Below are 21,284 nucleotides of genomic sequence, written 5' to 3' on the forward strand. Positions count from 1 at the left end.
CAAATGAAACGGTTATCACCGCAAACAGCATGCTGCAGTGCGGTGACTCCCGACTTTAACCGTGCCGCGCCATAAAGTCCCGCATGAAATTCACGAGGACGTCGACAGCCTCCTGCGGCACCGCGTTGTAAAGCGACGCACGCATGCCACCGACTGCCTTGTGGCCCTTGAGCGCCAGCAGGCCGGCTGCCTCGGATTCGGCGAGGAAAGCCGCATCCAGTGCGCTGTCGTGAAGAGTGAATGGCACATTCATGCGCGAACGAGCGCTCACTTCGACCGGGCTGCGATAAAAACCGTCCGAGCCATCGATCGCGTCATACAGCGTCGAGGCCTTGCGCGCATTGCGTTCGCCCATCGCGACGAGACCACCCTGCTCTTCCAGCCATTCGAACGTGAGCCCGGCGAGATACCAGCCCCAGGTGTTCGGCGTGTTGAGCATGGAGTCGTTCGCTGCATGCTCCGCGTAGCGAAAAATCTTCGCCATCGGACGGCCCGCGCGTGCCAGCAGGTCGTCCCGCACGATCATCACCACCAGCCCCGACGGCCCGATGTTTTTCTGCGCGCCAGCGTAGATCATTCCAAAGCGCGAGACGTCCACCGGCTCGCTGAGGATGTTCGATGACATGTCCGCCACCAAGGGAACACCACCGGCATCCGGCACGTCATGAAATTCGACCCCATGGATCGTCTCGTTTGGCGTGTAGTGCAGGTAGGCCGCTCCCGGATCGAGATCCCACGTGTCACGTGCAGGCAGCGCAAGATAATTCGCCGATTCCGACGTCGCTGCCACGCGTGCCGTGATGTACGGCGACGCCTCACGTACGGCCTTCTCGCCCCAGTGCCCTGTAACGACATAGTCGGCCGACGCGCCCACGGGTGCCAGGTTCATCGGAATCTGCGCGAAATGCTGGGTCGCGCCCCCCTGCAGGAAAAGCACCTTGTACCCGGCCGGCACGCTCATCAGACGGCGAAGACGCGCTTCGGCCTCCGCTGCGAGGGTCATAAAGGCCTTGCCGCGATGCGAGAGCTCCATGACCGATGCCCCGGAGCCGTTCCAGTCCAGCATCTCCGCTTGCGCCCGTCGCAGCACCGCTTCGGGAAGCGCTGCCGGACCGGCACTGAAATTCCACGCTCGCGACATTGTCAGTCCACTCATAAGGGAGGAATCGATTATGCCGAAAAGTGCCCTCGATCGCGCCTGACTTTGCTTCAGGACACCAGCGAATTTCACGACGGCTGAATGCTTGAAGGACTTTAATCCAGACCGTAAGCGGCAAAGGATGCCGCCCTCGACGCAAGGAAGCGACCATGCCGACCCATGCCATCCCGAGCACCGGGATCGCCGCGAGTGAACTGGCCTCGGGCCTTAGCCGCCTCGGATTCACCTCCTGCCTGGACGTCGTCCGCCGGGGACGGCAAGCCTTTCTCGAACGCGCCCGAGCGATCGACACGCCAGCGGACGCCGACACCCCGACCGACGCCGATGCGCTCTACGACGCCGCACTGAGCCGCGCCTCATCGCTGGCCCAATGGCACAACCGACTCATTGGCCGCCAGTCCCCGACCACTCGCGCCCTCCGCAAGCTGGACGCGGGGGACGCGAGACAGCGAACCGTCGCCACCATCGGCGATGGCACGCAATACGACGACTGGTTCGCACGCGCCGGGAATTACGCCGCCACGGACTCGGTGGCCAGCCTGTTCTCGCCTGCGAGTTACCTCGTCGACCTCTATCGGCAGGCGAAAAGGCTGCACCTTGTGAGCAGCGTGTTTCACATCGACAAACGCCGACCGGATCTGGCGACGTTCGTACTCAGCCAGGCCAATATGGATGACGAGGTACCCAACCTGACCCTGGTCAATGAGATCCTCGCTACCGCCGTCGACGCCAAATGGAATCTCAAGGAAGAAAAGTCCCCGCCCTTCGAGCTTCCGTACGATGCCGACGCCGATCTCGTCGATGAGTGGATCCGAGCCCTCGGAACCACGGAGGCATCCATACTGGATGCTTTGTTCGATGATGTTGCCGACGCATTTGAACCGGCGGTGTCTTACAACGACAGTGCGCCCTGGCGCGTAACGCCGGAACTTTGCCGGGCGACGCTGCGCTGGGCCCCCGCGCGTATGGCAACCTTGGCCAAGGGCGCGACGCCCTGGCGGACGCCGACTCCCGATAGGGTGACCGACCTGACGCGACAGACCGGGTTATCTGTCGGGCAAGTGCACGATCTCCTGGCAGTCGAGCCAGCGTTCGGACCCGACGGGTTGCGCACGAACCCGAAAACCTACGGCGCCTATTTCATCCACGATGGCAACAACCCCCTCCCGCACGCCGCGTTCGAAATCGTGCATGACAAACCCGGCGACCCTGGCAAGATCGTCAACGGAGGCAGTGGCAACTGGGACCGCATGCTATGGTCGATCGCAATCCAGCGATCTCTCGGCATCTCCTTCGAAGACATCGACTGGATAGGTCGACAAATCGATTATGACGTCACCGACCTCCGTGCACATGCAAGGCTCTATACGGCCTTCAGCCAGATTCGCGATCTCCACGGCCTTTCCGCGAACGCATTCGCCGGACTCGTCGGCGACCTGAACAGTTACGGTCGTCCGAGAGAAGCGTCGTTCCTGTGCACCGTCTATTCGCCTGCCATTCTTCCCATGCTCGGCAAGAAGTACGATTTCCTGGCAAGTGCCGGCTTGGCAGAGAACAGTCCCATGAAGTGCATTTGCGAGGCACTGGGCATGCTCCCGGACCAGGTCGAACGTTGCATACGAGAGGGCTTTGCGACGACCAGACAGGTCGAAGTCAATGTGCACCTGCTCAGTGGTCTCTACCGCGCCTCCCTTATTGCCAGGCTCGTCGGCCTGACCATGGGTGAAACCTTGGCGTTGTGGGAGCAGATGGAAACGACTCTCGTTCAGCAGCTCTTCGAAAGACGCGCATCCAATCTCGCGGAACGATCCATTCGCATCCTCAAATGCACGTACACCGTCGCCTGCTGGCTTCGCGAACAAAAAATGGACGTGGACACTCTCGTCCGCCTGACGGCGCGGACGCACGCGACGACCGTCGACGACAACATCCTGAAGTTTGTCGCCAATCTGCATCAGAGTGCGCAGGAGGGAACCGACGCGGAAGGGCACGGTTTGAGTGACGCGCTAACGCAGGCCAGGATGATCTCGCAACTGTCCCGACACGTCGCCACGCATTTCGGCATGAAGGCCGAAGCGGCAGCAGCCATGCTCTCCTGGGTCGACGAAGTGATCGTGGAAGCGGATCCGGACCTGGAGGGATACGGTTCCGCGACGTTCTGGAAAGACGCATTCGCCAACCCGCAGACCAAGCATCCGCTGGGCCGCGACGACCTGCCTCCAAAGCTCATCCAGTACGTGCGCGTGCTCACCCAGTTCGCCGAAGTCTGCTGCCGCTATGGCTTCGAGGAACAGGACATACGCCTCATCATCGCACCGAACGGATATAGATCACCGGTTTACAAGGGAAAGACACCCGCACTGAGCCTGCCCACGCTTTTTCACCTGGCTTGGTACGCAGCATGGCGAGACGGCATCAAAGGGGATATCAGCCAGGCCAGACTGAAGCTCGTCGAGGCGGTACAGGCGAAGAAAGGCGAATATGACGTCACCGAGTTCGCCATCCTGAACGCGTGGCCCGTCGACGATACGCAACATATTTTCACCGGCGAACTCGAATCGAAAATAAGCACCGTGTCCCATATACGTCGAATTCAGGCGCGACTGGCTCAGTGCGACCTGCTGAGCATCGACCATCCGCAACTCACCGTTTTCGAGTCGACGTTCGCGTTGATGGACTCAGCCGAGCCGACTTTCACCGATCGCGGCCAGCACGCGGCCATCGCGCGTGCCGCCCTCAACCACGCGCCAGCCTCCGCGCAGCGCGGAGTGAGTGAGGCCTGCGCCGAGCGTCTGCGCGATGCGCGGCTCGCCTGCTACATCCGACTGAACGACTGGGGCACATTGAAAGGCCGCATCAACACGCCGGACGACCTCTACGAGTATCTCCTGCTCGATCCGCTCGTCACCGCGAAGCCCACCACTTCCCGGCTGGCCGAAGCGATCGCCAGCGTGCAGCTCTATTTGCATCGCTGCAGGGAGGGCATGGAACCCGACGTGATCGCATCGGCACTCGCCGAGCTGAAACGGCCTGGAGGATATTTTGCTTACTGGGATGCGTACCACAAACGCTACGGTACGTGGGCTGGCCTGCAAAGATTGCTCCGCTATCCCGCCAGCTTTCTCGACCCGACCCTTCGCTATATAAAGAGCGAGCCGTTCAGACAACTTGAGCAGACGCTCTCGTCGGCGCGCCTCACCGCCGCTCATGCCGACCTCGCCTTTGAGCAGTTCATCGGCGGTGTCACGTCGCGGCTCGATATCCGCATCGATGATGCCTACGAAACCGAAGAAGGTGCTAATTCGTCCATTTACCTGCTTGGTCATGACAATAGCGTCCCGATAAACTACTACTGGCGGCGTGGAGATGCTCCTTACTCGACGGCATGGCGATGGTCCGACTGGCAGAGAATCGCCAGCCCGGCACCGACAAAAGCCGCCGCGGCGCCGAGCGTCTTTCTTTTCCAGGGCAGACTGCGTGTGGCGTGGTGGGAAAGCAGGGACGATTCCTACGACGGGTCGAGCCCGGAACTTTTCAAGATCAGTCTCGCTATCGCGAGCCTCGTACCGGGCGGTTCGTGGACCACGCATACCTACGACATTTTTCGTGGCGTCATTCGGGACTTCTATCCCACGACGATCGTGACGACGACGGCGGACGATTCAATGATAGTCGCTGCCCTGCACACCTCTGATGGCTGGGACATATCTGTCATCCGCTCAGATATGACGGAGAAACCTGACGACGAGTGGCCGCAACCGTACAACTTCACCCTCACCAAGATGAACGATCCGCACCTCACGTACGTGCGTCGACCGCTTCGATATCGTGAACTTCCCGCATCAGGGAGTGGCAATCACGATGTCGAGATCTCTTCTGAAAAAGTATCGAACTGGCATGACGACTTCGAGCACTCGAGGATCGACGGTTACATGACGCTTTGGCCCCCGTCCGGCCTGCTTATCACCCTGTGCAACTTCGGACTTCCCACGTACTTGCACAAAGCGCTTCGATCCGGGCCAGATCATTTCCTCGCTTACCAAACCCAAAATGCGATGCCGGCTTGGCAAACTGCCTGGAAGGGAGGGCCTGGCTTGTACCTGTGGGAGCTGTTCCTACATGGTCCACTACTTATTGCGAGCCGCCTCATCGAAGAGCAACATTTTGACGAAGCGACCGTCTGGCTGGAACGCCTGTTCGCACCCTCCGGGTATGTCGATGCGAAAGGAATGGCGCTGGCAGATCGGACCGGCAAGCCCTTGTACTGGAATACGCTCCCCCTCCAAGACGACATAGCGTGGGATTCGACAGGCCAGGCCAGCACCGACGACCCCGACATCATCGCGATGCTCGACCCCATGCACTACAAGCTAGCCATCTTCCAGCGCTGGCTGAAGCTCTACCTCGACCGCGGCGATCGCGCCTACCGGCAACAGACGCGCGACACGCTGACCGAAGCGAAGATGTGGTACGTGCAGGCGTCGCAACTGCTGGGTGAGCAGCCGTACTTTCACGAAGTGCCCGGATCGCTATGGCCCAACCCCACGCTCTCGAGAGCTGCCACATCGACCCTCGGCGCGCTGGATGTTCTCGAGGGCACGGTCGAACCCGGCGAGGAACTGCCTGCCGACCCGGGCCCTCGTGGCCAGATCGATCTCATCGACGGCGTGTTTCTCTCACCCCTGGACGACGACACCTTGCAGTGGTGGCCACGAATCGCGATGCGCCTGCGTTATTTGCGTGCCGGTCTGTCGCTCGATGGCCGGCCACTGGTTCTGCCTCTCTATGAGACGCCCGTGTCGCCACGCGAGCTGCAGCAACGGCGCCTGGCGGCCGGTGCGAATGGCCGAAACCTCGGTGGACCAGTGCCGGCCATGCCTGTCTACCGCTTCCTTTATGCGCTCGAACGCGCGCGCTCGATCGTTCGCGAGGTCATGCAATTCGGCATGACCTTGCAGTCACTGATGGAACGAAAAGACGGCGATGCCATGGGCGCGTTGCGCGAGGATCAAGCCGTCGCTATCCAGGCGCTGATCAAAGACGACTACCTCGATCGTCAGCGGCAACTGCAAACGACCGAGCGAGGGCTGAAACAGAGCCGGGCTCGCGCCGAACAGCGACGGGACCACTACCAGTCCCTGATCGATCGCAACCTTCTGTCCGAGGAGACGGCGGCGCAGATCATTCGTTACGCATTGCCCCCGCTCTACCATCTGACGGCCGGCGCTGGCGCCGCTGCGGCATTCCTGGACACCGCGCCCAATTTCTACATCGGGGGAATGTCTTTCGGTGTCGGCGGCATCAAATGGTCGGCGGTCGGCAACGCCGTCGTCCAGGGCATGCAGCTCGAAGCGGCCGGCATGGAATCGGTCGCAGCCGGCCTTGAACAGAAAGCGGCCTACGCCGTACGCCGCGACGAATGGAACACGCAAAAGACACTGGCCGAAGGCGACATCGAACAAATCGATATCCAGTTGGAAATCAACGCCAGCGAACAGCGACAAGCCATCGATGCGAGCGAACTGCTCGACCTGCAATACGAGCATGCCAGGGCAACGCGCGACCTGCTCGCCACCCGTTTCAGTTCGCAGGAGCTGTTCGGCTGGCAGGCGAGCCGCGCCAGCACGCTGTATTACCAGTTGTACGACATTGCACTTGGTCTGTGTGGTGAGGCGCAAAGTGCCTACGCCTATGAAACGAGGCAGCCGGAGGGGTTCATTCTTCCCGGGGTCTGGGATGACCTGCATCAGGGCCTGCTGGCTGGAGAGGGATTGCTGCTTGGTCTGCAACGTATGGAACAGGCATTCCAGCAGCAGAACATCCGCCCACTGGAAGTGGAACGGACGGTATCGCTGGCGGCGCTCGCCGACCAGCCACTGGCCGACCTGATCGCAGAGGTCATGGGGGCAGACGCGGGCGAGGGCATGAGCATTCGCGACAGTGGAGCGCTCAAGGTGGAGTACGGCAAGCAGGGACTCGATATCTCATTCTCGCTCAAGGATGCGGGCATCGCGACGGATTACCCGGCCTCGATGAACCTGGGCAACGCACGACGGATCAAGTCGATGGCACTGACCCTGCCCGCCCTCCTTGGCCCCTACGAAGATATCCGCGCACTACTCGGCTATGACGGCGCTTATGCCGGCGACATGCCGCGTGGATGCCAGGCGGTGGCTATCTCGCGGGGGCTGGCCGACAGCGGGCAATTTGTCCTCGATTTCAACGATGCGCGCTACCTTCCGTTCGAAGGCATCCCGGTCGACGACCCAGGCGAGATCCGCCTGAGTTTCCCCGACCCTGCCGACCGGCCGCAACGGGAGATGCTGCTGAGTATCACCGACGCCATCCTGCATGTGAGGTACACGATCCAGGAGGACGCTACGACACGACGGGTCAGAGCTTGACGAAGAGCACCAGCGCGATGCCGAGCGCGAGCAGCGCGGCGGTGACGATCAGCCACCAGACGTCGCCGCGGGCGCCGCCGGATTCGTCGTTCGCCGCGTCGGCTTCGACCTCCGGCTCCGGCATGACGACGACAGGCTCTGCCGACCAGCCGGGGCCATCGACGACGAAGCGGTGTGCGGCCAGGCCGATCTGGTCGCCTGGCTGCAGCACGGCGCGGACGAGCTTGACGCCATTGACCCTGACCGCATGCCTCGCAGGCACACGGGACCCGTCGAGGATGAGTTCACCGCCTTCCCAGGCGAGTACGAGCAAGGCGGCATCGTTGCCGGGCAGCTCGAGCGGCAGCGCGCCATGGGTGGCACCGAGCTCGAGCCGGTCGCCCACGGCGATGACGCGGCCGGACAGCGGCCCAGCCACCGGGCGCAAGGCGACGGTGCAGCGGGCTTCGGTGGGCTCGACCGTCTCGCGGGCATCGAGGTCGGCATCGTCGCGCAACAACATGCGGCAGTCGCCAAGCGACAGGCTGTCGCCCGGACGCAGCAGCGCACGCTCGCGCACAGGACGGGCATTGACGTAGACACGGCCCGTCTCCGGGGCCACCTCGAGGACGAGGCCGCGGCGGTCGCGATGGATGGTGACGTGACGCGCGGCCACCTGGGTTTCGGACACGACCAAGTCGTTGTCCTCACCACGGCCGATCGTGAGCACGGGCCGTGACCAGTGGAAATCACCGCGAGCCGAGCTGACGAATTCGATGCGCATGGAGGAACCGGGACGTTGACGAAGCGACTTTAGCAGAGTGCGGTATCTGTTTGAACTTAAAGGTGTCGACGTAGCGTGATGCCGGTCCTGCTAGACTCCGTCGCTTTCCACGCACAGGAGACTCCCATGGCGAAGATCGACATCCGCCGCCCGCACGGCAGGACCGTGGCCGAGGCGCGCGCCGTGGTCGAGAAAGTGGCCGCCCGCATGAGCGAGAAGTTCGGCACCGAAGGCAGCTGGAACGGCGACACCATGAGCTTCGCCCGGTCCGGCGTTAAGGGCGCCATCGCCGTCTCGGATACCGACGTGCACGTGACCGCCGAGCTGGGCATGTTGCTCTCGCCGCTCAAGGGCACCATCGAGGAAGAAATCCGCAGGAAGCTGGACGAGCACTTCGCCTGAGACCGCCCCGTGGGGTGACTCGGGCGGGCGGCCATGGCATACTAAGGGACTTATGCGGCCATTCCGGCCGTTCATCGACCCGGAACACATGGCAAAAGACGACGTCATCGAAATGGAAGGCACGGTCCAGGAGACCCTGCCCAACACCATGTTCCGCGTGCAGCTCGAGAACGGGCATGTCATTACTGCCCATATCTCCGGCCGTATGCGCAAGCATTACATCCGCATCCTCACCGGCGACAAGGTGAAGGTCGAGATGACCCCCTACGACCTGACCAAGGGTCGTATCACCTACCGTATGAAGTAAGCGCGTCTCGCGCTGCACCTGGTAGGTGCCGAAAAAAAGCCGCAGCTTTCGCCGCGGCTTTTTTGTTGTCGCGATTCCTGAGGGAATCAGTCGCGGCGCACGTCTTTGCGATGCTCGACGATGCGCGAGACCAGGCCATACTTCACCGCGTCTTCGGCCGACATCCAGAGATCGCGCTCGATGTCTTCGCGCACGCGCTCGATCGGCTGGCCGCTCTCACGGGAGATGACGCCAGCGATGCGCTCGCGCGCCTTCATGATCTCCTTGGCCTGAATCGCGATGTCGCTGGCCTGACCACCCGCGCCGCCGCTGGGCTGATGGATGAGGAAGCGCGTCTGCGGCAGGCAGACACGACGCTCGCGCGGCGCACCGAGGTACAGATGCGTGGCGGCGCTGCCGACCCAGCCGGTGCCGATCATGTTGACCGGCGCCGTGATGAAGCGGACCACGTCGTGGATCACATCGCCCGACTCCAGGTGACCACCCGGCGAGGACACGATCATGTCGATCGGGGCGTCGGATTCGGCATCCAGCGCCAGCAGGCGACGGACGGTATCGGCGGCGACCGAGTCGGTGATCGTGCCGAACACCAGCACGGTACGCGCGCGGAACGCTTTCTCTTCGAGGAACGTGCTGCCCTGGCCCTGACCGGCGGTCGGCTTGGGCTCGGTTTCGTTGCTGAACATGTGCGTTATCTCCATGGGGCAGTATTTACTTCTGGCGGCAAAAAAGGGCGGCCCGCAGGCCGCCCTTTCTCTCAAGCCAGCATGTCTTTCAAACCATCATTCCAACTCAAGCCGTCAGGGCCGCCGGCTCAGCCGACTCAGTTTCCACGTGAAGCTCGTCGCCGTCCACCGACAGCGTCACCTTGCCGCCATCGGCGAGCTTGCCGAACAGCAACTCGTCGGCCAGCGCACGCTTCACCTTGTCCTGGATCACGCGAGCCATCGGGCGGGCACCCATCTGCGGATCGAAGCCGTGTTCCGCCAGCCAGCGACGGGCCTCCGGCGTTACGTCCACGCTCACCTTCTTCTCGGTCAGCTGGGCCTCGAGCTCGATCAGGAACTTGTCCACCACGCGCAGGATATGGTCGAAGTCCAGTGCGTTGAACTGGATGACCGCATCGAGACGGTTGCGGAATTCGGGCGTGAACATCCGACGGATGGTCTCCATGGCGTCGGTCGCGTGGTTCTGCTTCACGAAGCCGATACCGCGGCGCGAAGCCAGCTGCGCACCCGCGTTCGTGGTCATGACGATCACCACGTTCTTGAAGTTCGCCTCTCGACCGTTCGTATCCGTCAGTACACCGCGATCCATGACCTGGAGCAGGATGTTGTAGACGTCCGGGTGGGCCTTCTCGATTTCGTCCAGCAGCAGCACGCAGTGCGGATGCTTGGTGATCTGCTCGGTGAGCAGACCGCCCTGGTCGAAGCCGACGTATCCCGGAGGCGCACCGACCAGGCGCGAGACCGAATGCGCCTCCATGTACTCGGACATGTCGAAGCGCACCATCTCGATGCCCAGCTGCATGGCGAGCTGCTTGGTCACCTCCGTCTTACCGACACCCGTGGGGCCGGCGAGCAGGAAGCTGCCGATCGGCTTGGACGGATCGCCCAGGCCGGAACGCGCCATCTTGATCGACGAGGACAGCGCTTCGATCGCACCGTCCTGCCCGAACACGACCATTTTCAGGTTGCGCTCGAGATTGCGCAGCACGTCACGATCCGAGGCCGAGACCTGCTTGGCCGGGATGCGCGCCATCTTGGCCACGATGTATTCGATTTCCGGCACGTCGACCTTGCCCGTGCGCTCGTCTTCCGGGAGCAGCCGCTGGCGGGCGCCGGCTTCATCGATGATGTCGATGGCCTTGTCCGGCAGCAGGCGATCCGGGATGTGCTTGACCGAGAGGTCCACGGCCGCGCGCAGGGCTTCACCGGTGTACTCCACCGAGTGATGCTCTTCGAAGCGGGTCTTCAGGCCCTTCAGAATCTCGATGGAGTCGGCCACGGTGGGCTCGACCACGTCGATCTTCTGGAAGCGACGAGCAAGTGCACGGTCCTTCTCGAACACGCCCCGGAATTCCTGGAACGTCGTCGAGCCGATGCAGCGCAGCTCGCCGGAGGCAAGCATCGGCTTGATCAGGTTCGAGGCATCCATCGTGCCGCCCGAGGCCGAGCCCGCACCGATGATGGTGTGGATCTCGTCGATGAAGAGGATCGCGTTGGGCTGCTTCTTCAGCTGACCGATGACCGCTTTCAGCCGCTTTTCGAAATCGCCGCGATACTTGGTGCCGGCAACGAGGGCGCCCAGGTCCAGCGACCAGATCGTGCAGTCTTCCAGCACTTCCGGCACCTGGCCCTCGACGATGCGCTTGGCCAGACCTTCGGCGAGAGCGGTCTTGCCCACGCCGGCTTCGCCAACGTAGAGCGGGTTGTTCTTGCGACGGCGGCAGAGCACCTGGATCGTGCGCTCGACCTCGTCCTGGCGGCCGATCAGGGGGTCGATCTTGCCCTGGATCGCCAGTTCGTTGAGGTTGGCGGCGTATTCGCTCAGGGGGTTGCCCTTGCCTTCGCCGCCTTCCTCGCCGTCACGCTCCGGGTTCTGAGCGGCCGCTGCCGACTCGTCGCCAATCTTGGCGATGCCGTGCGAGATGTAATTGACCACGTCCAGCCGGGTGATTTCCTGCTGATGCAGGAAGTACACGGCGTGGGAGTCCTTTTCGCCGAAGATAGCGACCAGCACGTTGGCACCGGTGACTTCCTTACGGCCCGACGACTGCACGTGGTAGACGGCGCGCTGGAGCACGCGCTGGAAACCCAGCGTGGGCTGCGTGTCACGCTCGTCACCGGCCGGCAATACCGGCACCGTTTCAGCGATGATTCGCTGAAGATCGGCCGAAAGTCGCGGAAGATCGACGCCGCAGGCGCGCAGGGCGGCCAGGGCTGAGGTGTTTTCAGTGAGCGCGAGGAGCAGGTGCTCGACGGTCATGAATTCGTGGCGCTGCTCACGGGCCTGCTTGTAGCAGTGCCCGATGGTGACTTCGAGATCCTTGCTGAACATACGGACCGTCTCCGATAGCTGTGGGCGGCGGGGACCAGCCCCATGTTTCATTGCCGCATGAACACCAGATGGGGGAGCGCCTACATTTTTTCCATAGTGCACAAGAGCGGGTGCTGATTCGACCGTGAGTACTCGTTGACCTGAGTCACCTTGGTTTCTGCCACCTCGCGAGTGAACACACCGCACACGCCCTTCCCTCGCGTGTGCACATGGAGCATCACCTGGACCGCCCGCTCCTGATCCATGCCGAAAAACGTACGTAAAACCTCGATCACGAAATCCATGGGGGTGAAATCGTCATTCAGCAAAACCACCTGGAAGAGCGGTGGCTTTGCCGTTTCCGGACGAACGGTCTCGATCGCCAGCCCGTGGCCGCGATCGCTTTCCTGATCGTGTTCGTGTTCCTGGGACATTAATTGACAACCTGTCGGTACGCGATTCGATTATATACACCGGAATTCCGTCGTCCTCCGGCTCGATTTCCACAGGTGATGGCACAATATGCCTTTTTCCAGAGCCCACCCGACCTTTCAGCCGATGCCGCCGACTTCCAACCAGCCTGAAAACGTCTGGCGCCCCCGTGCCACGGTGGCGTGCGTCGTCGCGCGCGGCGATCGCTACCTGATCGTCGAAGAGGACGTCTTCGGCGAAGTCGCTTACAACCAGCCGGCCGGTCATCTGGATCCGGGCGAGAGCCTGCAGGCCGCGGCGATCCGCGAAACCCTGGAAGAAACCGGCCACACCATCGCGCTCGACGCTTTCCTCGGCGTCTGGCAGTGGGCCAGCCCGGAGCACGGCGAACAAGTGCTGCGTTTCGGTTTTGCGGCTCATGTCACCTCATACGATGAGCATCGCCCCCTGGATGAGGGGATTCGCAGAGCGATCTGGCTGCGACGCGACGAGATCGAGGCGCTGGGCTCGCGCCTGCGCAGCCCGCTCGTGCTCGAGACCATCGACGCCTGGCTGGACGGACGCCGCCTTCCGCTGGACGCCGTCACCAGCCGCCTGCCCGAGCCCTCCGCGTGAAGGTGATCCTTGGTGTTTCCGGCGGCGTGGACTCGTCCGTCGCGGCCCTCCTGCTCCAGCAGGCCGGACACGAGGTCGAAGGCATGTTCATGCAGAACTGGGAGGAGGACGACCGCTCCGGCCCCTGCACCACCGACGACGACCGCAAGGATGCCGTGGCCGTCTGCGGCCGGCTGGGCATTCCGTTTCACGCAAGAAATTTCGCCGGCGAGTACTGGGACGGCGTCTTTGCCTACTTCCTTGCCGAGTACGCGGCGGGCCGCACGCCAAACCCCGACGTGCTGTGCAATCGCGAGATCAAGTTCAAGACCTTCCTCGAGCACGCGCAGGCTCTGGGCGCGGAGAAGATCGCGACGGGCCACTACGCGCGCGTGGATTTTCACGAAGGGCGCTACCGGTTGCTCCGCGCGGTGGACGCCGCCAAGGACCAGAGCTACTTCCTGCATGCGCTTGGGCAGAAGCAGCTCGCCGCCACGCTGTTCCCGGTCGGCGAGATCGAGAAGCCGCTGGTGCGCGAGATGGCACGCGAAGCCGCGCTGCCCACGCATGCGAAGAAAGACTCCACCGGCATCTGCTTCATCGGCGAGCGCGACTTCCGCGCCTTCCTGTCCGCCTACCTGCCGGCCAGGCCGGGTCCGATGGTCGATCCCGACGGGCGCGTCATCGGTGAGCATCAGGGCGTGATGTATTACACGCTGGGCCAGCGCAACGGCCTCGGCATCGGCGGCCGCGCCGACGCGCCCAACGAGCCCTGGTACGTGGTCGGCAAGGACGTCGCGACCAACACGCTGATCGTCGCCCAGGGCGGCGAGAACCGCTGGCTGCAGTCCACCCGGCTCACGGCCACCGATCTGACGTGGGTGGCGGGCGAGCCGCCCGCCCCCGCCTTCCGCTGCACGGCGAAGACGCGCTACCGGCAGGCCGACCAGGCCTGCACCGTCGAGATCCGCGGCGACACCTTATATGTGTCGTTCGACGAGCCCCAGCGCGCCGTCACCCCCGGTCAGTCCGTGGTGCTCTACGACGGCGAGGCCTGCCTCGGCGGCGCGGTGATCGCCGCCACGGACGCCACCTACGGCGGCCTGACATGACCCCGCGCCCCTACACGCCCCCTCTACGCTGTAGGAACGCGCCTTGTGCGCGATCCCCTCTCATTTTTTCCAGGCTTTACCCATGAACGAAGAACGCGTCCTCGCCCTCGCGGGGGTTTTCCAGGGTGCCTCACTGGCCCAGCAACTGGCTACCGAAGGCCGTTGCGAAGATGCCGCATTCGAGGCGAGCGTGGGTAGCGTGTTCCGTATCGACGCGGATTCCGTCGCGTCCGTCTATGGCGGCGTCAGCGGTGTGCGCCGTGGCCTGCGCACCCTCGTGGCTCAGTTCGAGGACGAGACCCGCGATATCGCGGTGATGCGGATGGCGATCACCGTGCTGCGGCTGGAGCGCTCGTTGTCGCGCCATCGCGGTCTGCTCGATCGCCTGCGCGAGGGCATCGTCGCCACGCAGCGGCAGGTGGAGCATTTCGGGATCGAGCACCCGAATGTCGCGGCGCGGCTGGCGGAGGTCTATTCGACCACCCTGTCGACGCTGAAGCCGCGCGTGATGGTGACCGGCAACCCGACGCACCTGCAGCAGAAGCCGAACGTGGATCGGGTGCGGGCGTCGTTACTGGCGGCTGTGCGGTCGGCGGTGCTGTACCACCAGATCGGCGGGCGGCAGTGGCATCTGCTGATCTATCGCAAGCAATGCGCGATGCTGGCGAGGGGGTTGCTGACGGGGTCCACGCTGGACGACGGGGGTTAAAGGCTACGAAGCGGCCGCATCCAGGCCCGGAATCGACCCCGCCAGCTCCCGCAACAAGTCCCCGAACCGGTTCAGATCCTCACGCCATGGCGTGGCACTCCGCCAGTAAAGCGCGATATGACGGCCCGGTCGTGCCCCCTCCACCTGCGCCAGCACCACGTTACGGATCGACCCCAGCCGCTCGTGCGCAAGAATCGGCACCAGGGTGTAGCCGCCGCGCATCGCCACCAGCGACGCCAGGCTTTCCAGGCTCAGGTCCTGAATCCGCTCCGGCCGCGCCGCGCCGGCCATGCCAAGATCCGACACGCCATTGCCATGGCTCTCGGCCATCAGGGTGGCATCGGCGGCATCGAGGGCGGTGAGCGCCACGGAGGCCCGTCCCGCCAGCGGATGCGACGCGTTCAGCATCAGCTCGTACGGCTCGAAGAACAACGCCGCGGATTCGAGTCCGGTGGCGGTCGTGCTCGGCGGCGCCAGCACGGCATCGAGCTCGCCTTCGTGAAGGCGGCGCAGCAACCCGCGTGGCTTGCCCTCGGAGATCGTCAGCCGCGCGCCAGGAAAACGCTGCGGGAACGGCTCGATGAAATGCGGCAGCAGATACGGTCCCAGCGTGGACGGCACGCCGAGGCGCAATTCCCCGCCAAACGCCACGTCCCCGGCACGCGCGGCGTGCTCCAGGTGTTCGGCCGACCCCAGCACGGCCTCGATATAACCCAGCAGGCGCTGGCCGCCGACGGTCGGAACGACCCGCCGGCCACCGCGCTCGAACAAGGGGACGCCGAGGGCCTGCTCGACCTTCTGCACCTGATGCGAGAGCCCGGACGGGCTGATGTACATGGCCCGCGCGGCGCTGGTGAAGCTGCCTTCGCGCGCCACCGCCTGGACCAGCGCGAGGTCGCGCAGCGACACCGACGACAGGGCCATCGAAATCATCGAACGCTGCGTGCCATCAAATACGTTTGCGCCCATCCGCTTACCGCTCCATCCTTTCGCCGCCGAATCATCGCCCGGCCCTGCCCCGAAGCCCGCCATTCTAGCCCGACGCCAGACTCGTGGCGGTCGCACAGGGGCGGCGGACTGCGCGATAATCGACGCTTTGGCGGAACCCCTGCGGGGTTTCTCCAGGCCTCCCCAGCTAAAGAACGTCACGCCAGGAGTACAGCATGAAAGATTCGTTCTCGGTACGAGACAGCATCGAAGTCAACGGCAAGCGCCACACGATCGCCAGCCTCGCCAAGTTCGGCGCGCAGCACGACATCAAGCGCCTGCCGTACTCCATGAAGATCCTGCTGGAAAACCTGCTCCGCCAGGAAGACGGCGTGAACGTCACCTCGAAGGAAATCGAGGCCGTGGCCAAATGGGACGCCAAGGCCGAGCCGGACACCGAGATCTCCTTCATGCCCGCCCGCGTGGTGCTGCAGGACTTCACCGGCGTGCCCTGCGTGGTCGATCTGGCCGCCATGCGTGACGCCGTCGCCAAGCTCGGCGGCGACCCGAACAAGATCAACCCGCTGGCGCCGGCCGAACTGGTCATCGACCATTCGGTGCAGGTCGACGCGTTCGGTTCGGAAAGCGCGCTGGAAGAGAACGTCGCCATCGAATTCGAGCGCAACCAGGAGCGTTACTCGTTCCTGCGCTGGGGCCAGAAGGCCTTCAACAACTTCAAGGTCGTGCCGCCGCGCACGGGCATCGTCCACCAGGTCAACCTGGAGAACCTCGCCCGCGTCGTCTTCACCAATGAAGTCGACGGCGAGTCGTTCGCCTATCCGGATACCGTCTTCGGTACCGATTCGCACACCACGATGATCAACGGCATCGGCGTGCTGGGCTGGGGCGTGGGCGGTATCGAAGCCGAAGCAGCCATGCTCGGCCAGCCGTCGTCCATGCTGATCCCGCAGGTCGTCGGTTTCCGCCTGAAGGGCAAGCTGCCGGAAGGCGTCACCGCCACCGACCTCGTCCTCACCGTGACCCAGATGCTCCGCAAGCTCGGCGTCGTCGGCAAGTTCGTCGAGTTCTTCGGCAGCGGCCTGCAGAACCTGCCGCTGGCCGACCGCGCGACCATCGCCAACATGGCGCCGGAATACGGCGCGACCTGCGGCATCTTCCCGATCGATCAGGAAGCCCTGAACTACATGCGCCTGTCGGGCCGCGACGAAGCGCAGATCGCGCTGGTCGAAACCTACGCCAAGGCCCAGAACCTCTGGCACGACGCCAACACGCCCGAAGCCGAGTTCACCACCGTGCTCGAACTCGACCTGGCCGACGTGCGTCCGTCGATGGCCGGCCCGAAGCGTCCGCAGGACCGCGTACTGCTCGAAGGCGTGCAGCAGAGCTTCCTCGACGTGGTCGGCCCGCTCACCGCCAACCGCAAGCCGAAGAGCCACGGCGAAGCCAGCTTCAGCAATGAAGGCGGCGGCACCGCGGTCGGCAACGAAGCCAACAACGTCGGCGAAGACGGCGGCGTGCTGGTCGAGAAGGACGGCAAGTCGTTCCGCATCAACGACGGCTCCGTCGTGATCGCCGCGATCACCTCGTGCACCAACACGTCCAACCCGGCCGTCATGCTGGCCGCCGGCCTCGTGGCGAAGAAGGCGGCCGCGCGCGGCCTGACCTCCAAGCCGTGGGTGAAGCCCTCGCTCGGCCCGGGCTCGCTCGTCGTCACCGAATACCTGAAGAAGACCGGCCTGCTCGAAGAGCTGGAAAAGGTCAATTTCTACGTGGTCGGCTACGGCTGCACCACCTGCATCGGCAACTCCGGTCCGCTGCCGGCCGAGATCAGCAAGGGCATCGCCGAGGGTGACCTCGCCGTGGCGTCCGTGCTGTCGGGCAACCGCAACTTCGAAGGCCGCGTGCATCCCGAAGTCAAGATGAACTACCTGGCGTCGCCGCCGCTGGTGGTCGCGTACGCCCTCGCCGGCACGCTCAACATCGACCTGACCAGGGATCCCATCGCCAACGGCAGCGACGGTCAGCCCGTGTACCTCAAGGACATCTGGCCGAGCAACCAGGAAATCTCCGACGCCATCGCGGGCGCCATCAATCCGCAGATGTTCAAGGACAGCTACGCCGACGTCTTCAAGGGCGACAGCCGCTGGAACCAGATCGCCTCGCCGGATGGCCAGACCTACGCGTGGGATGACTCCACCTACATCAAGAACCCGCCTTACTTCGACGGCATGTCCGCCGAAGCCGGCACCATCGAAGACATCCACGGTGCGCGCGCCATGGGCATCTTCGGCGACTCGATCACCACCGACCACATCTCGCCGGCCGGCTCGATCAAGAAGGACAGCCCGGCGGGCCGTTTCCTGATCTCGCGTGGCGTCGAGCCGAAGGACTTCAACTCCTACGGTTCGCGTCGCGGCAACGACGACGTGATGGTGCGCGGCACCTTCGCCAACATCCGCATCAAGAACCTGATGCTCGACGGCGTCGAGGGTGGCTTCACCCGGTACATCCCGACCGGCGAAGAAATGGCGATCTACGACGCCGCCATGAAGTACAAGGCCGACGGTACGCCGCTGGTCGTGCTCGCCGGCAAGGAATACGGCACCGGCTCGTCGCGTGACTGGGCGGCCAAGGGCACGCTGCTGCTGGGCGTCAAGGCGGTGATCACCGAGAGCTTCGAGCGTATCCACCGCTCCAACCTGGTCGGCATGGGCGTGCTGCCCTGCCAGTTCCAGGACGGCGAGAACGCGCAGACGCTCGGTCTGAAGGGCGACGAAGTGTTCGACATCACCGGCCTGAATGGCGGCGAGTCGAAGACGGCGACGGTCAAGGCCGTGCGTCCGGACGGTTCGGTCAAGGAGTTCACCGTGAAGGTGCTGCTGCTGACCCCGAAGGAGCGCGAGTTCTTCCGCCACGGCGGCATCCTGCAGTACGTGCTGCGTCAGCTGGCCAAGGCCGCTTAAAGCACCACCAGGAGGCTGGCTCCTGCCAGAGCAGGCATCGCGCCGCTCTTGCAGGAGCCAGCCCCGCTGGCGATCTCATCTACAACGCCCGCTTCCAGCTAGCCGTAAAACAGCGCCACTCCCCACCGTCCTTACGCCATCCCGTCTCGACGTCATACGCCCCCGCGTTATCCGGCAACACGCCGCTACTGGCGGTAAGCGTCACGGTGAACCTCGCCACGCTCCGCTCGCCACGCGGCTCGACCGTCACCGGCCCCATCAGCACGTGGATGCCCTGCCCGCGCAATGCGAACAGGCGAACCATGTTCGACAACGCCCGCTTGTCGAATTGTCCGGCGTTACCGTCGAAGTCATCGCTAAGCGCGGCGACCGTGTCGGACGCCTTGCCCGCTTCGGCTCCCGCCGCCGTCGTCGCGATGGCCTCACGAATCCGCTCGTCGTCCGGGGTGCCATGACACCCGGCCAGCGCGATGACAAGGGTGAAAACGAAGGCGAGGATCGACGGCAATCTCATGGTTTCTCCGGCTGATTTCACGCTGCGTTGCGGCTTGCCGCTATACGCACGCGTATGCTCCAATGCCGCATCGTACGGGACGTGTGCCGTGCGACAGTCATTTTACGGAGCGCGTCCGATTCATGAGCATTGAACGTCCCTGGCTTGCCCACTACCCGGCCGGCATCCCCGCCGATATCGACGTCAACGCCTACCGCTCCGTGGCGGCCGTCTTCGAAGAATCCTTTAAGAAATTTCGTGACCGCCCCGCCTACAAAAACTTCGGCAAGGTTCTGACCTACGGGCAGATCGACGAACTCTCGACCGCGTTTGCCGGCTACCTTTCCGGCGAACTCGGCCTGGTCAAGGGCGATCGCATCGCGATCATGCTGCCCAACCTCCTGCAGTACCCCATCGTGCTGTTCGGCGCACTGCGCCTCGGCCTGACGGTAGTGAACACCAATCCGCTCTACACGGCGCGCGAACTCCATCACCAACTGGAAGACTCGGGTGCGAAGGCACTGGTCGTCCTCGACAACTTCGCGGCGACGGTGCAGCAGGCCCTGGACGGCACCAAGGTGCACCACGTCATCACCACCGGCGTCGGCGACCTGATCGGGTTTCCCAAGGGCAACATCATCAACTTCGTCGTCAAGCACATCCGCAAGGAGGTGCCTGCGTACAAGTTGCCGTCCAGCATCCGCTTCAAAGACGCGCTCGAGCGCGGCAAGTCGCACGCTCTGCCGCCCGTGGAAGTCGGTCACGACGACATCGCCTTTCTGCAGTACACCGGCGGCACCACCGGCGTGGCCAAGGGCGCGATGCTCACCCACCGCAACATGGTGGCGAACATGCTGCAGGCGGATGCCTGGATCAGCGGCTCGGCCAAGGCCGGCGAAGAGATCATCGTCACCGCGCTGCCGCTGTATCACATCTTTTCGTTGACGGCGAACGGCCTGGTCTTTACGCGCATGGGCGCGATGAACCTGCTGATCACCAACCCACGCGACATGAAGGGCTTCGTCAAGGAGCTCTCGAAAGAGCGCTTCACCGCCATCACCGGCGTGAACACGCTCTTCAACGGCCTGCTCAACACGCCGGGCTTCGCCGACCTCGACTTCTCGGCCCTGCATCTCTCGCTCGGCGGCGGCATGGCCGTGCAGCGCGCGGTGGCGGAGCGCTGGAAGAAGACGACGGGCGTGACGCTGGCGGAAGCTTACGGTCTCACCGAGACGTCTCCGGCCGCCTGCATCAACCCGCTGGATCTGAAGGAATACAACGGCTCGATCGGCCTGCCCATCTCGTCCACCTACGTGCAGATCTGGTCCGATGACGGTGACGTGCTCGGCTTCGGCGAAGTCGGCGAACTCTGCATCAAGGGCCCGCAGGTGATGAAGGGCTACTGGAACCGTCCCGACGAAACCGCCAAGGTGCTCGACGCCAACGGCTGGCTGCGCACCGGCGACATCGCGAAGATGGACGAGAACGGCTACGTCTACATCGTCGATCGCAAGAAGGACATGATTCTGGTCTCCGGGTTCAACGTCTACCCGAACGAAATCGAAGACATCGTCGCGCGCCACCCCGGCGTGAACGAAGTGGCCGCCGTCGGTATCGACGACGAGCACTCGGGCGAAGTGGTGAAGCTCTTCGTCGTCCGCAAGGACCCCTCACTGACCGAAGCAGCCCTCAGCGAGTACTGCCGCGAGAACCTCACCGGTTACAAGCGTCCCAAGCAGATCGAATTCCGCGACAGCCTGCCGAAGACGAATGTCGGCAAGATTCTCCGTCGCGAGTTGCGCGACGAGGACCGAAAGAAACGCGCTGCCGCAAAAGCCTGACACGTGTAGGAGCGCGCCTGTAATGGCCGGGTTTTTCAGGACCACCAAGTAGGAGCAAAATCTCCTGCGAGGTGAATCATGGCTCATAGAAAAATTCCGGCAGCGGTCAAAGCCGAGG

At 63.6% G+C, this 21,284-nt stretch carries 15 protein-coding genes; 8 read left to right on the plus strand and 7 right to left on the minus strand.

The features are described from left to right. Positions 1-55 precede the first annotated feature (55 nt). A complete protein-coding gene (serC, locus tag J2X57_RS04590) occupies positions 56-1,141 on the minus strand; it encodes a 3-phosphoserine/phosphohydroxythreonine transaminase (protein WP_309864399.1) in 1,086 nt (361 codons plus the stop codon). A 167-nt stretch (positions 1,142-1,308) separates the two neighbouring features. Between serC and J2X57_RS04595 the strand changes: the two genes are divergently transcribed. After that, the gene (locus J2X57_RS04595) at positions 1,309-7,563 is read left to right on the plus strand and encodes a neuraminidase-like domain-containing protein (RefSeq protein WP_309864257.1); all 6,255 of its coding nucleotides are present in this window, start codon (positions 1,309-1,311) and stop codon (positions 7,561-7,563) included. Here J2X57_RS04595 and J2X57_RS04600 read toward each other — a convergent pair. Next, positions 7,553-8,326: an FHA domain-containing protein gene (locus J2X57_RS04600; RefSeq protein ID WP_036114587.1), complete on the minus strand. Its 774-nt coding sequence runs from the start codon at positions 8,324-8,326 to the stop codon at positions 7,553-7,555. The genes J2X57_RS04595 and J2X57_RS04600 overlap by 11 nt on opposite strands. Before the next feature lie 126 nt (positions 8,327-8,452). Between J2X57_RS04600 and J2X57_RS04605 the strand changes: the two genes are divergently transcribed. Together J2X57_RS04605 and infA are read left to right on the plus strand one after the other, a co-directional pair. Continuing rightward, positions 8,453-8,728 carry a polyhydroxyalkanoic acid system family protein gene (locus J2X57_RS04605; protein WP_036114590.1) on the plus strand — a complete coding sequence of 92 codons (276 nt, stop codon included), beginning with the start codon at positions 8,453-8,455 and terminating at the stop codon, positions 8,726-8,728. A gap of 88 nt (positions 8,729-8,816) precedes the next feature. Beyond that, a complete protein-coding gene (infA, locus tag J2X57_RS04610) occupies positions 8,817-9,035 on the plus strand; it encodes a translation initiation factor IF-1 (RefSeq protein ID WP_019466733.1) in 219 nt (72 codons plus the stop codon). 86 nt (positions 9,036-9,121) lie between these two features. On the opposite strand, the gene J2X57_RS04615 is transcribed toward infA, so the two are convergent. The 3 genes from J2X57_RS04615 to clpS all read right to left on the minus strand — a co-directional run bounded on the left by J2X57_RS04615 (position 9,122) and on the right by clpS (position 12,508). Further along, positions 9,122-9,721, minus strand: coding sequence for an ATP-dependent Clp protease proteolytic subunit (locus J2X57_RS04615; protein WP_036114591.1), 600 nt, complete (start codon positions 9,719-9,721; stop codon positions 9,122-9,124). Between the two features lie 106 nt (positions 9,722-9,827). Continuing rightward, a complete protein-coding gene (clpA, locus tag J2X57_RS04620) occupies positions 9,828-12,095 on the minus strand; it encodes an ATP-dependent Clp protease ATP-binding subunit ClpA (protein ID WP_036114594.1) in 2,268 nt (755 codons plus the stop codon). An 80-nt stretch (positions 12,096-12,175) separates the two neighbouring features. After that, positions 12,176-12,508 carry an ATP-dependent Clp protease adapter ClpS gene (clpS, locus tag J2X57_RS04625; RefSeq protein ID WP_036114597.1) on the minus strand — a complete coding sequence of 111 codons (333 nt, stop codon included), beginning with the start codon at positions 12,506-12,508 and terminating at the stop codon, positions 12,176-12,178. Between the two features lie 124 nt (positions 12,509-12,632). On the opposite strand from clpS, the gene J2X57_RS04630 reads away from it, so the two are divergent. The 3 genes from J2X57_RS04630 to hflD all read left to right on the plus strand — a co-directional run bounded on the left by J2X57_RS04630 (position 12,633) and on the right by hflD (position 14,921). Next, on the plus strand, positions 12,633-13,121 hold the full coding sequence (locus J2X57_RS04630; RefSeq protein ID WP_309864402.1) for an NUDIX hydrolase: 489 nt from the start codon (positions 12,633-12,635) through the stop codon (positions 13,119-13,121). Then, on the plus strand, positions 13,118-14,212 hold the full coding sequence (gene mnmA, locus J2X57_RS04635) for a tRNA 2-thiouridine(34) synthase MnmA (protein ID WP_309864312.1): 1,095 nt from the start codon (positions 13,118-13,120) through the stop codon (positions 14,210-14,212). Before J2X57_RS04630 ends, mnmA begins: the two co-directional genes overlap by 4 nt. An 82-nt stretch (positions 14,213-14,294) precedes the next feature. Continuing rightward, positions 14,295-14,921, plus strand: a complete 627-nt coding sequence (gene hflD / locus J2X57_RS04640) for a high frequency lysogenization protein HflD (RefSeq protein WP_043693098.1) — start codon at positions 14,295-14,297, stop codon at positions 14,919-14,921. Positions 14,922-14,924: 3 nt separating this feature from the next. Here hflD and J2X57_RS04645 read toward each other — a convergent pair whose 3' ends face one another. Then, positions 14,925-15,854 (minus strand): LysR family transcriptional regulator, encoded by a 930-nt coding sequence (locus J2X57_RS04645; protein ID WP_309864316.1) that lies wholly within the window; start codon positions 15,852-15,854, stop codon positions 14,925-14,927. A gap of 230 nt (positions 15,855-16,084) precedes the next feature. On the opposite strand from J2X57_RS04645, the gene acnA reads away from it, so the two are divergent. Continuing rightward, entirely contained in the window at positions 16,085-18,832 is a 2,748-nt protein-coding gene (acnA, locus tag J2X57_RS04650; RefSeq protein WP_079522962.1) for an aconitate hydratase AcnA, read from the plus strand. Positions 18,833-18,911: 79 nt separating this feature from the next. On the opposite strand, the gene J2X57_RS04655 is transcribed toward acnA, so the two are convergent. Continuing rightward, positions 18,912-19,346 carry a hypothetical protein gene (locus tag J2X57_RS04655; RefSeq protein ID WP_309864319.1) on the minus strand — a complete coding sequence of 145 codons (435 nt, stop codon included), beginning with the start codon at positions 19,344-19,346 and terminating at the stop codon, positions 18,912-18,914. 122 nt (positions 19,347-19,468) lie between these two features. On the opposite strand from J2X57_RS04655, the gene J2X57_RS04660 reads away from it, so the two are divergent. Next, on the plus strand, positions 19,469-21,166 hold the full coding sequence (locus J2X57_RS04660; RefSeq protein ID WP_036114608.1) for an AMP-binding protein: 1,698 nt from the start codon (positions 19,469-19,471) through the stop codon (positions 21,164-21,166). The last annotated feature ends 118 nt before the right edge of the window (positions 21,167-21,284 follow it).

This window comes from Luteibacter sp. 1214, from assembly GCF_031455395.1.
Lineage (GTDB): Bacteria > Pseudomonadota > Gammaproteobacteria > Xanthomonadales > Rhodanobacteraceae > Luteibacter > Luteibacter mycovicinus.